The sequence below is a fragment of the Endobacter medicaginis genome (assembly GCF_014192375.1).
Lineage (GTDB): Bacteria > Pseudomonadota > Alphaproteobacteria > Acetobacterales > Acetobacteraceae > Endobacter > Endobacter medicaginis.
On record NZ_JACHXV010000001.1, the window covers coordinates 415,883 to 428,021 of the forward strand.

General features: G+C 66.6%; 9 protein-coding genes. 5 read left to right on the forward strand and 4 right to left on the reverse strand.

Features of this window, described 5'->3' with window-relative positions; all coding sequences use genetic code 11:
* The first annotated feature begins 137 nt into the window (after positions 1–137).
* The 5 genes from rbfA to FHR90_RS01860 all read left to right on the forward strand — a co-directional run bounded on the left by rbfA (position 138) and on the right by FHR90_RS01860 (position 5,699).
* Positions 138–566, forward strand: coding sequence for a 30S ribosome-binding factor RbfA (gene rbfA, locus FHR90_RS01840; RefSeq protein ID WP_176622006.1), 429 nt, complete (start codon positions 138–140; stop codon positions 564–566).
* On the forward strand, positions 566–1,486 hold the full coding sequence (gene truB / locus FHR90_RS01845; RefSeq protein ID WP_176622005.1) for a tRNA pseudouridine(55) synthase TruB: 921 nt from the start codon (positions 566–568) through the stop codon (positions 1,484–1,486). Before rbfA ends, truB begins: the two co-directional genes overlap by 1 nt.
* A 25-nt stretch (positions 1,487–1,511) precedes the next feature.
* Entirely contained in the window at positions 1,512–1,781 is a 270-nt protein-coding gene (gene rpsO, locus FHR90_RS01850; RefSeq protein WP_176622004.1) for a 30S ribosomal protein S15, read from the forward strand.
* Positions 1,782–2,066: 285 nt separating this feature from the next.
* Positions 2,067–4,247, forward strand: coding sequence for a polyribonucleotide nucleotidyltransferase (gene pnp, locus FHR90_RS01855; RefSeq protein ID WP_176622003.1), 2,181 nt, complete (start codon positions 2,067–2,069; stop codon positions 4,245–4,247).
* A gap of 39 nt (positions 4,248–4,286) precedes the next feature.
* Positions 4,287–5,699 carry an NAD(P)H-dependent flavin oxidoreductase gene (locus FHR90_RS01860; RefSeq protein ID WP_176622002.1) on the forward strand — a complete coding sequence of 471 codons (1,413 nt, stop codon included), beginning with the start codon at positions 4,287–4,289 and terminating at the stop codon, positions 5,697–5,699.
* Positions 5,700–5,714: 15 nt separating this feature from the next.
* Here FHR90_RS01860 and FHR90_RS01865 read toward each other — a convergent pair whose 3' ends face one another.
* From FHR90_RS01865 to FHR90_RS01880, 4 genes are all read right to left on the reverse strand, one after another.
* Complete coding sequence (locus tag FHR90_RS01865; RefSeq protein ID WP_176622001.1) at positions 5,715–6,728, reverse strand: substrate-binding domain-containing protein; 1,014 nt, start codon at positions 6,726–6,728, stop codon at positions 5,715–5,717.
* A gap of 3 nt (positions 6,729–6,731) precedes the next feature.
* Complete coding sequence (locus FHR90_RS01870; RefSeq protein WP_183274650.1) at positions 6,732–8,627, reverse strand: methyl-accepting chemotaxis protein; 1,896 nt, start codon at positions 8,625–8,627, stop codon at positions 6,732–6,734.
* Positions 8,628–8,729: 102 nt separating this feature from the next.
* Positions 8,730–10,088 (reverse strand): cytochrome-c peroxidase, encoded by a 1,359-nt coding sequence (locus FHR90_RS01875; protein WP_246329950.1) that lies wholly within the window; start codon positions 10,086–10,088, stop codon positions 8,730–8,732.
* A gap of 16 nt (positions 10,089–10,104) precedes the next feature.
* Positions 10,105–11,946: a phospholipase C gene (locus tag FHR90_RS01880; protein WP_176621999.1), complete on the reverse strand. Its 1,842-nt coding sequence runs from the start codon at positions 11,944–11,946 to the stop codon at positions 10,105–10,107.
* Positions 11,947–12,139: the final 193 nt, after the last annotated feature.

Below are 12,139 nucleotides of genomic sequence, written 5' to 3' on the forward strand. Positions count from 1 at the left end.
GAAGAAAGACGTTCTTTTTTGAAAAAAGAACCAAAAAACTTTGATCTGTTGCGGGCGGCCTCCCGGGGTCGCCCGTAATATTTGAAAGTCTTTTTGCTTCTTTTTCTTCAGAAAAAGAAGAAAGAGAAATACAGGCCATGAGCAGCAAGAAATCCGGCGGCGGCCGCACCGCCCCCGGCGCGCCGACGCAGCGTCAGTTGCGGGTCGGCGAGGAAGTCCGTCACGTGCTGGCGCAGATCTTCGCCCGCCACGAGTTCCGCGATCCCGAGCTGGCGGATGCGCAGGTCACGGTGGCCGAAGTCCGCATCAGTCCCGACCTCAAGCACGCCACCGCCTTCGTCTCGCGGCTTGGACGCTCCGATATCGACGCGCTGCTGCCGGCACTCAAGCGCGCGGCACCCTATCTGCGTACCCAGCTCGCGCATGCGCTGCGCCTGCGGGTCGCACCGCAGATCTCGTTCCAGCCGGACGAGGCGCTGGACTACGCGACCTCGATCAACGCGCTGCTGCATTCGCCCGAGGTGCAGCGCGATCTCGACCACGGCAGCGACGAGGATGCGGGCTGATGCGCCGCAGGAAGGGCCGCCCGCTGAATGGCTGGCTGATCGTCGACAAGCCGGCCGGGATGACCAGTACGGATGTGGTCAACCGGGTGCGTCGTGGCTTCGATGCGCAGAAGGCCGGCCATGGCGGCACGCTCGATCCGCTCGCGACCGGCGTTCTGCCCGTCGCGTTCGGGGCGGCGACAAAGACCGTGCCGTACATCATGGACGGCACCAAGCTGTACCATTTCACGTTGAAGATCGGCGAGGCGCGTGACACCGACGATGCCGATGGCGAGGTGATCGAAACCTCCGACGTGCGGCCCACCGATGCGCAATTCAACGCCGCACTGGAGGCATTCCGGGGCGAGATCATGCAGATCCCGCCGATCTTCTCGGCGATCAAGGTGGCCGGCGAGCGGGCCTACGACATGGCGCGGGAGGGTCGTGCCCCGGTGCTGGAGGCGCGCCCGGCGCGGGTGGACCGTTTCGAACTGATCGAGCGCGTCGATGCCGAGACCGCCATCTTCGAGGTGCAGTCCGGCAAGGGTGTGTACATGCGCTCGCTGGCCCGTGACCTCGCCCGTGCCTGCGGCACGGTTGGCCATGTTGCCACCCTGCGTCGGCTTCGCGTCGGGCCATTTCACGAGCAGGACGCGATTTCTCTGGACAATTGCCTCGCGGGCGACGACAACGCGCCCGCTTCCCCGACGCTTCTGCGTCCGGTCTCGACCGCGCTGGCCGACATCCCGGCTCTGGCCGTGACCGACGACGAGGCGGCGGCCCTTTCGCATGGACAGGCGATCAGCCTGGTCACGCTGCTGGGCCGCATTCCCGAAGCCGCCGATCCCGCTGGTGGACTCGTGCGGGTGACGGCCGGGACGCGCGTGACCGGACTGGCCCGTCTCGAGGACGGGCTGCTGAAGCCGGAACGCCTTTTCTGACAACACCGAACCCATGGAGCACACGATGTCGATCACAGCCGAGCGTCGCACGACGCTCATCGGCGAATACGCCACCGCCATCCACGACACCGGCAGCCCGGAAGTCCAGGTCGCCCTGCTGAGCGAGCGGATCTCCAACCTGACCGACCACCTCAAGACGCACGCGAAGGATTTCCACTCGCGCCGCGGTCTGCTGATGCTGGTCGGCCGCCGCCGCAGCCTGCTGGACTATCTCAAGCGCAAGGATGAGGCGCGGTATCAGGCGCTGATCTCGCGTCTGGGCCTGCGCCGCTGAACGCAGAAATCCTGCGCTGACATCGAACCCGGCCGGGATTTTGATCCCGGCCGGGTTTCGCGTTACAAGACACCGAAGCGCCGCAAGCGAGTTGCGGAGATAGACGCGGTCCGACCCGACCGGCGTTTCAGGCAACATGGTGCCTCTGGTCGCGCTCCGGTGCGCGCGTGACCGCCTCCATGCCGTCCGAGACGCCGCCCACCCGATCGTCAGGGTGGCAGGGCGCCGCCGATGATTTCCCGACCGTCTTGCGCCGCGACATGACGTAGGAAGAGGACGATTCAGATGTTCGATTATTTCCGCAAAGAGCTCGAGTGGGGCGGCCGCACGCTGGTGCTCGAGACCGGCAAGATGGCCCGTCAGGCCGATGGCGCCGTGGTGGTCAGCTATGGTGACACCATCGTGCTGTGCACCGCCGTCGGTGCCAAGAACGTCAAGCCGGGGCAGGATTTCTTCCCGCTGACCGTCAACTACCAGGAGAAGACCTATGCCGCGGGCAAGATCCCCGGCGGCTTCTTCAAGCGTGAGGGGCGTCCCTCCGAGGTCGAGACGCTGAACTCGCGCCTGATCGACCGCCCGATCCGCCCGCTGTTCCCCGAGGGCTTCCGCAACGAGGTGCAGGTCGTCGCCACGGTGCTCAGCCACGACCTCGAGAACGACCCCGCGATCGCCGCGCTGATCGGCTGTTCGGCCGCACTCACCCTGTCGGGCATCCCGTTCTTCGGTCCGGTCGCCGGCTGTCGGGTGGGGTATGAGAACGGCGCCTATGTGCTGAACCCGACCACCGCCGAGATGAAGGCCAACCCGACGCTCGATCTCGTCGTTGCCGGCACTGCCGAGGGCGTGCTGATGGTCGAGTCCGAGGCCTCCGAGCTCTCGGAAGAGGTGATGCTGGGTGCGGTGACCTTCGGCCACCAGTCGATCCAGCCGGTGATCAACGCGATCATCGAGCTCGCCGAGCATGCCGCCAAGACCCCTTGGGCGCTGGCCGAGGAAACCGACGAGCAGCGCGCGCTCAAGGCCCGCGTGAGCGAGCTTGGCCGCGCCTCGATCGCCGAGGCCTACCAGGAGCGGGTCAAGCAGGCCCGCTACGAGAAGGTGGGGGCGGCGAAGAAGGCGATCCTTGCCAAGCTGACCGAGGAAGGGCTGAACGCCGAGGCCGCCAAGCCGCTGCTCAAGGATCTCGAGGCGGATGTGGTCCGCAATGCGATCCTCGACACCGGCCTGCGCATCGACGGCCGCGACACCCGCACCGTGCGCCCGATCGTGGCCGAGGTGGGCGTGCTGCCGCGTGCGCATGGCTCGGCGCTGTTCACCCGCGGCGAGACCCAGGCGCTGTGCATCGCCACCCTCGGCACCGGCCAGGACGAGCAGGTGATCGACGCGCTGGACGGCGAGTATCGCCAGCACTTCATGCTGCACTACAACTTCCCGCCCTTCTCGGTCGGTGAGGCCGGCCGCATGGGCTCACCGGGCCGTCGCGAGATCGGCCACGGCAAGCTCGCCTGGCGCGCGGTGCATCCGCTGCTGCCGAGCAAGGAGGCCTTCCCCTACACGCTGCGCGTGGTCTCGGAGATCCTCGAGAGCAACGGCTCGTCCTCGATGGCGACCGTCTGCGGCACCTCGCTCAGCCTGATGGATGCCGGCGTGCCGCTCAAGCGCCCGGTGGCCGGTATCGCGATGGGTCTGATCAAGGAGGAGAAGGGCTACGCAGTGCTGTCCGACATCCTCGGCGACGAGGATCATCTCGGTGACATGGACTTCAAGGTCGCCGGTACCGAAGCTGGCGTGACCTCGCTGCAGATGGACATCAAGATCACCTCGATCACGCCCGAGATCATGAAGATCGCGCTGGAGCAGGCCCGTGAAGGCCGCCTGCACATCCTCGGCGAGATGGCCAAGGCGCTGACCGAGAACCGCTCGGGCGTGTCGTCGACGGCGCCCAAGATCACCACGATCTCGGTGCCGAAGGAGAAGATCCGCGACGTCATCGGCACCGGCGGCAAGGTGATCCGCGAGATCGTCGAGTTCTCGGGTGCGAAGATCGACATCGACGACGACGGCACCATCAAGATCGCGGCCCAGACCGACGAGCAGGCGAACAAGGCGATCGACCGCATTCGCGGCATCGTTGCCGAGCCCGAGGTCGGCGCGATCTACACCGGCAAGGTGGTCAAGGTCGCCGATTTCGGTGCCTTCGTGAACTTCCTCGGTGCGCGTGACGGTCTGGTGCATATCTCCGAACTGCAGCAGGGCCGGGTCAACAAGACCTCCGACGTGGTCAGTGCCGGCGATATCGTGAAGGTGAAGTGCCTTGGCTTCGACGATCGCGGCAAGGTGAAGCTGTCGATGCGGGTGGTCGATCAGGCGACCGGCGCCGATATCTCCGACCAGGTCGGCCCGAAGGGTGGCCGTGAGGGCGGTCGCGAGGGTGGCCGCTCCCGGGAGGCCGTGGACGCCGTCTGACGGCTTCTACCTGACGAGACTGCGAGGGGACTTCGGCCGATGAAGCCGATTGATGCGATTCGGATGGGCGGCGGCGAGGTGCTGCCACTCGTCGAAGGCGGCAAGGGGGTGTCGGTCTCGACCGGCATCTCCGCTGGGCACTGGGCGGGTGCGGGCGGTGTCGGTACCGTCAGCCTGGTCAACGCCGACAGCTACGATGCGGATGGCAACCCCGTTCCGCAGGTCTATCACGGCCGCACCCGGCGCGAGCGCCAGGACGAACTGGTCGACTACGCGATCGCCGGCGGCATCGCACAGGTCCGCCGCGCGCACGAACTGCGCTGCGGGCGTGGGCGGCTGCATGTCAACATCCTGTGGGAGATGGGCGCGGCCGAACGCGTGCTCGAAGGCGTGCTCGACGGGGCTCCGGGGCTGGTGCAGGGCATTACCTGCGGCGCCGGCATGCCCTATCGCCTCTCCGAGATCGCCGCGAAACACGGCATCCACTACTACCCGATCGTGTCCTCGGCGCGCGCTTTCGCCGCGCTGTGGAAGCGCTCATACAGCAAGGCGGCCGAGCTGCTCGGCGGCGTGGTCTATGAGGATCCGTGGCGCGCCGGCGGTCATAACGGGCTGTCGAACAGCGAGAACCCGCTCAGGCCGGAAGATCCCGCCCCGCGGGTGAAGGCGTTGCGCGCGCAGATGCGCGCCTTCGGTCTGGATACCACGCCGATCATCATGGCCGGCGGCGTATGGTGGCTGGAGGAGTGGGAGGACTGGATCGACAATCCCGAATTCGGCCCGGTTGCCTTCCAGTTCGGCACCCGCCCGCTCCTGACCCAGGAAAGTCCGATCCCGCAGAGCTGGAAACAGCGCCTGCTGACCCTGCGTGAAGGCGACATCTCGCTCAACCGCTTCTCGCCGACGGGCTTCTACTCCTCGGCGGTGAACAACGACTTCCTGCGCGAACTCGCCGGCCGTTCGGAGCGGCAGGTGGCGTTCAGCACCGAAGCGGTGGGCGAGCACGTCGCCCCCTACGAGTATGGCGCCCGTGGCCGGGTGGTGTATCTCACCCCGTCCGACCTCGCCCATGTCCGCGCCTGGGAGCGCGCTGGCGAGACCACGGCGATGCGCACCCCGGATTCGACGATGATCTTCGTCACCCCCGAGCGTGCGGCCGAGATCAATGCCGATCAGGCCGCCTGCATGGGCTGCCTGTCGCAGTGCCGGTTCTCGAACTGGAGCCAGGTCGGGCCGAGCTATAACAACGGTCGCAAGGCCGATCCGCGTTCGTTCTGCATCCAGAAGACGCTGCAGCAGATCGCCCATGCCGAAAACGACCCGACGGTGATGGACGACAACCTGATGTTCAGTGGCCACAACGCCTATCGCTTCGCTCAGGACCCGTTCTATTCGAATGGCTTCGTGCCGACGGTGGGTCAGCTTGTCGAACGGATCATGACCGGCAGGTGAGGGGCGCGCGCGGCGTCAGTTGTCGCGCTGGGTCGACGTCGCCGCCTGAGCCAGCGTCTGCTCGGTCATCAGATCGAACGGCACCCAGTCGTACTGCTGGACCGCGGCATTGGCCGCCAGGCCAAGCGCGTCATCGAGCGCCTTGCGGCCTTCCAGCGCGGCGTCCTGGAGCACGCTGAAGCTCAGCTTGTGGGCCTTGATCGCCGCAACCGCATCCGGCAGCCCGTCCACGCCGGCGACGATGATCCTGCCGTCCGGCAGGCCGGCATCGGCCAGAGCGGCCACCGCGCCGAGCGCCATCTCGTCGTTGTTGGCGGCGACGGCATCGAAATGGTCACCCTTGCCGAGCCAGCCCGCGACCAGCTCCCTGGCTTTCTGTCTGTCCCAGTCGGCGCTGGCCGTCTCGATGACATGAATGTCGGGGTAGTGGACAAGCACGTCGCGTACGCCCTGGGTGCGCATCGCGGCGGCGGAATGCGATGCGGGCCCCATGATGAGCACGATCTGTCCCTTGCCGTGCAGTTCCTCGGCGAGTTTTTCCGCCTGCAGTCTGCCGGCGACGATATCGTTCGGGATGGCCAGGGCGACACGACCGGCGAACCAGTCCTGACGGGGGCCATTGTTGACGAAGACCAAAGGCGTGTGCGCGGCGATCGCCAGCGCCGTGATTGCCGAGGTGGAGCCGGCATCGGCCGGCAGGACGATCAGCGCATCGACGTGACGCTGGATGAACTGTCGAACCTGTTCGACCTGGGCCGCGCCTGCGCCGGCCTCTGCATAGGCGAACGAGACGTTGACGCCGGAGAGCTGATGCGCACGTGCGTCGATGCCGTCGCGCAGGAATTTGAAGAAGCCGACGGGTGGGACCATCGTGACGCCGATCTCGCCGGCGGCGGCCGCCACCGGCGACATGGCAAGTGTCGCCAGGGTGGTCAGGGCGGCCAGGGTGGTCATGGACCGCCGCTTCGACCCTGCCTGTGTGCGGCAGGCGACCAGCGGCGCGCGGCGGTGCGGGCAGATGAACGACATGGTTCAGTCCTTCGAGGAGAAAGGCAGCACGACGGCGCGTGCATTGACGGAGGTGCGAGCGCCGAACGAAGCGGTCCGACCCCGGCTCCCGGAGATGTGTTCGAGGTCGCGCGCGCCCACCCGCCCCTGGGCGACGCCTGATCCGATCCGGAAGGTGCCGGCGAGGTCGGTCAGTGCCGAGGCCTGCATCGCGAGATCCTCGGAAGCCGCAGCACTTTCCTCGGCCATTGCGGCGTTGCTCTGCGTCATGCGGTCCATCTCGGCGACAGCGATGCTGATCTCGTTGAGGGTCGTGGTCTGGTCGCGCGTGCCGGCCGAAATGGAATTGACGATCTCGCTGACGCTGGTGAGCTGGTTGCGGATGGTGGTGAGTGCCGCTCCCGCCCTGACGACGAGATCGACGCCGTTCTTGACCTCGCCGCTCGACTCCGAGATCAGCGCCTTGATCTCCTTCGCAGCCTCGGCCGAGCGCTGTGCGAGGCTGCGGACCTCGGACGCCACGACGGCGAAGCCTCGCCCGGCATCGCCGGCACGCGCTGCCTCGACGCCGGCGTTGAGCGCGAGCAGGTTGGTCTGGAAGGCGATCTCGTCGATCAGCCCCGTGATGGTGCTGACCTGACGTGACGAGTTCTCGATCCGTCCCATCGCGGCGATCGCATCGCCGACGACGACGCCGGACTGCTCGCTCTCTCCCCTGACCTGGTCGACAAGCTTCATGGCCGCGAATGAGCCTTGGGCGGTCGATTTCACCCCGTCGAGCATCTGGCTGAGGGCTGCGGAAGTCTCTTCGAGGCTGGCGGCCTGACGTTCGGTGCGCTGGCTGAGCTCGCTTGCGGACTGCGCCATCTCGCGCGCCCGGGAGGACACGCTGCCGGCGCTGTTGATGAGGTCCGACATCGTCCGGCCGAGCGCGGCAGTGGTATCGTTGAGGTTGCGGCGCAGCGGCTCGTAGGCGTCGGGCAGCACGATGCTGACCATCCGCCCGAGATCGCCCGCGGCGAGGCTCGCCAGCCCGTCGCCCAGCGAACCGACGATGAGCTCTGCGGCCTGAGCGGCGGCCTGCTCGGCCGCTTCGATGCGACTGCGCTCCTCTGCCTGCTTGCGGCGGTCGAGCTCCTCGCGATGCTGCACCTCGGCGGCGCGGCTGGCGATCGCGTTGCGTTTGAGGGTGTCCATGGCCTGCGCCATCGAGCCGATCTCGTCCGTTCGATGCAGGCAGGGAATGGGTGTTTCGAGCGCGCCATCGGCCAGGCGAAGCATGGTCTGGCTCATGGAGACGATCGGCAGGCTGATCCTGCGGATGGCCATGATCGTGATGACGATGGAAATCAGGGCGGTCAGGATCAACGCCCCGATGACGCCGTAGATCGATTCGACGCCGGCTGTCTTGGCCATCGCCGCCCTGCTGGTGCCCATTTCCACCCGGTAGGCCAGAACCGCGGCCACATCTCTGGCGAAGGCCTCGCCGGCCGCCTGGAAGTCCTGTGTGAAGACCCGGTCGGCAATCGCGGTCTCGCCGGCGCGGTCGAATGCGGTCGCCTCGCCCTGGATGGCGAGAAACTGCTGCCAGCTTTCATGGAAGCTGTGTGCGAGGCGCTCTTCCTCGGCGCCATGTACCGTGGGCGCGTAGGCGCTCCATCCAGCTGACAGGGCCTCGCTGATCCTGCGGGCCTCGTCGACGTCGTGCTCACGCTCGCTCGCCGATTTTGCAGCGTGGGCGAGGAGATCCGTCGCGCGGAGCAGCTGGGCGTTCTCGTCGAGCCTGGTCAGCAGCGCGATCGTGCGGATCTCGTCAGGGAACGCCCCCGTGACCTTGTTGATCTCGTGAAGGCGCGTGATCGCGAAGCCCGCCACTCCCGCCGATAACAGGAACAGGCTGAAGAACGTGGCAACGGTCAACGCCTTGAGATTGAGTGTTCGGGACCCGGAGCGCACATCGACCTCGGCTGTTCTGGCTTGAAGACACAGACAGCACTCTGGCCCAAAGACTTTGCGATATGGTTAATGCCCGGCCGGTGCGACGCTGCCTGCTTCGCCGGTCGAGCCGTCTGCCGGAGCTGCGTCGCTGAGGGTGTGCAGAAAGGCGATGATGTCGTCCTCGTCCTGCGTGCTCATCGCCGGCGCCTGGCCGGGATGGCGGTCGAAGGGCGGGTCCTGACGGTCGAGATTGGCGCGGTCGCGCGCCGGCAGGTCGCTCAGCACCGCGAGGGTCTCGCCCCTGCGGTGAGGCACGGCCCTGTCGGGTGCGACATCGCGGAAATTGTAGAAGTCCATCACCTCGCGCAGCGTATGGAACACGCCGTTGTGGAAGAACACCGAGCGACGCGCGCTGTTGCGCAGCGTGGGGGTGAGGAACATGCCGCAATACTGCGTCTGCGCGCGCAGATCGGTACGGATCGGGCCGCAGATGCCGAGATCGACGTAGTGCGGGTCGCGGTTGGCGAGGATCGCCGGGTTGCGCGGTGCCCCGAGTGCTTCGAACTGATGGTCTGTGAACAGGGGCGGTCGGCTGTCCGTCACCTGGTCGACATGGCAGCCGGCGCAATTGGCGCGGGCGGGGTCGTTGAACAGCCGCCAGCCGCGGAGTTCCGCCGCAGAGAGCTTCGCATGTCCTTCGAGCCAGGCGTCGAACTTGCTGGAATAGGGGTGGAACGACGCATCCTCGAACTGGTAGCGCGCGACGGCGAACATCGCTTCCGCCAGCAGCAGGCCGGGCTGTTTCAGAACAGTCGGCCCGAAGATCTGCACGAGCTGCGCCGTGTAGGGCGCGGCGCGCAGCTTGGCTGCGACCTCCGCCTCGGACCGGTTGGCCATCTCCAGCGGATTGAGCAGCGGCACCAGGGCCTGTTTCTGCAACGTGTCGGCGCGGCCATCCCAGAACAGCCCGCCCTGCGGCACGAGATTGGCACTGGCCGCAGCGGTATCGGCGATCTTGGTGGCGCGGGCGGCTCCCTTGGCCAGGGAGACCTTCTGGGCGAGGCTGGTGTCTTCCACCTCGCCGGCATCGGGCCCGATGCTGAAGGCGGGCTCGCGCTCGAGATACATCAATGACGGTACTGCGCGCACGCCGGGAATGTTCAGCGCCGCGCCGCCCAGTGCCACGTCGGCATCGTCGGGCGGTCCGTAGGCATGGTCGGGGCTGTGGCAGCTCGCGCAGGACTGCCGTCCCGATGCGGACAGGCTCCGGTCATGGAAGATGGCGCGGCCGATCTGTGCGACGGCCGACAGCGGCGCGACCGGCGGCCGGTGCAGCTGGACCGGGTTCAGGTTCGAGCCGTCCGGTCCGGGTTCGGGTGCTGCTCGCGATTGCGACATCGCCGCCATGCAGAGCATGGCGGCGACAACGAGGCGGATCTGCAAGGTGTGGTGTCCGGGCTCAGTGACCGTAGATCAGTTGCAGCAGCCAGCTCGGATACAGCGACGGATCGGTCGGCAGGCCCTGGCTGGCCCAGTCGGTGATCGCCAGCGTGTAGAGGAAGTCGCGCGCCGGCGGTGCCCAGGGCTGGGTCTGGATGAGCAGCGGGTTCAGCCAGGTCGAGGCCGGTTGTGAGGCGAAGTAGGGGAACCACCACTGCGAGGCGAACTCGCCGGTGGTCGGGTCGAGCGCGATCGATACCGCCGGGATGTGATGAGTGGGATCGAAATCGAACAGGCTGGCGATCGAGCCTGTGGAGGCATCGAACGAGCCGCCGCCGATGCGCTGGCCACCGAGCCAGTTGTCCTCGATGAATTTCACCACCGAGGCCTGCGTGATCAGCGTATGGTCGATGTAGTCGTTCTTTGCCCAGGGCGAGATCACCAGGAACGGGATGCGCGTGCCGGGGCCGCAGCGGCCGTTGACGGGCAGGCCACCGACACCGTTGGGAGCTGTTCCCGAACCGCACACACCCGATCCGTTGAGCTTGTCGGCGCTGGGATCGTAGGAGGCGTGGAACGGCTGCGAGTAGGCATGGTCATACCAGCCGTCGGAGTCGTCATAGGTGACGACGATCGCGGTGTTCGCCCAGTCCGGCTGGCTTTCGATGAAGTTGATGACGTTGACGGTGCCGACCTGCTCGTCGAGCGGGTCGGAGTAGCCCGCATGCGCGTCCTGATAGGCCGGCAGCTTGATGAACGACACGGCGGGGAAATTGCCGGATTTCACCGCGGCGTAGAAATCGTTGAGATCGTATTCATGGTTGGCGGGCTCGGCGGTGCTGCCGTCGGCCTGCACCGACGAACCGATCGCGGCGATCGCGCTCGGGCGGGCATGCGTCGGGTTCGAGGTCGAGGCGTAGTACTGGAACCAGTTGTGATGGGCGATGTAGTCGGTCACGGTCTGGCCGACCGTGTCGGAGACCGTGCTGCGCGAGCAGCCCGTGGAGCCGTTGGGGTTTCTGGCGGTCAGGTCGAACCCGCCCATGAAGCCGCCCCAGCTGATGTTGGCGGCGTTGAGCAGGTCGCCGATGTTGCGGCCCGTCATGGTGCCGTAATTGGTGGTCGACGAGCAGACATCCCCGGTCGGGTCGACGTCGTTGATCATCGTGTAGCCGCCTTGACCGTCCTTGACGTAGTAGGACGATTTCGACGACTTGCTCAACACCAGCCCATTGGTCTGGCCCGACACCACTTCGAGCGCGCCCGGCGTCGAGGGCCCGTAAGTATCGGTATAGGCGTTGTCGCTCATCGCATAGAGCTGCGCATAGTGCCACAGCGCGGTGACGGTGTTGCCGTCGTAGTAGCCCATCACCTGGCCGGTGGTGCCGAACGAACCGGCAGCGCCCGAAGATCCCGCGCCGGTGTATTTCGGAAACAGGTCGGCAGCACCACCGTCATAGGCCTGCTGCTCGGGCGTGTAGGAATGGTTCTGGTCGGCACTCGCCGCCTGCGTGCGGTCGAGGCGGAACGGCAGCGAGGCGCCGCTCCCGTTGGCAGAGTTCGTGTTCGGATTGGTGGCGAGCAGTCCCGCCATCGCCAGCGTGTTCGCCCGCGGCACCAGCCAGCCGTGGAACTGCGGCTCGCCCGAGGGATTGGCGGCGTTCGGGTAGGTGGCGAAGTAGTGATCGAACGAGATGTTCTCGTTATAGATCACCACCAGATGCTTGATCGGGGTGGCGGTCTTTACGCTGTCCGGATTGGACGGCAGGCCGGCGGCGAGGCCGGGCGTGGCCGAGCTGCACAGCAGCGCTGCGGCACTCAGGCCACGCAGCAATGCGAGGCGGAATCGAACGGGTTTCATTGCGACACCTGATGTTTCATCAACACCACGAAGCGTTGGCAGCACGAGCACGCCCCATGGCCATGTTGGCCGGCGCCCGCTTCGTCCGGCCGCTGGCCGTTCGTTCGGACGGCGCGACATTTATCAGCCGCCCGAGGAGGGTCAATCAGCGATCCGTAACGGACACGCAAGCTTCATACGCCTGTCGGAAACC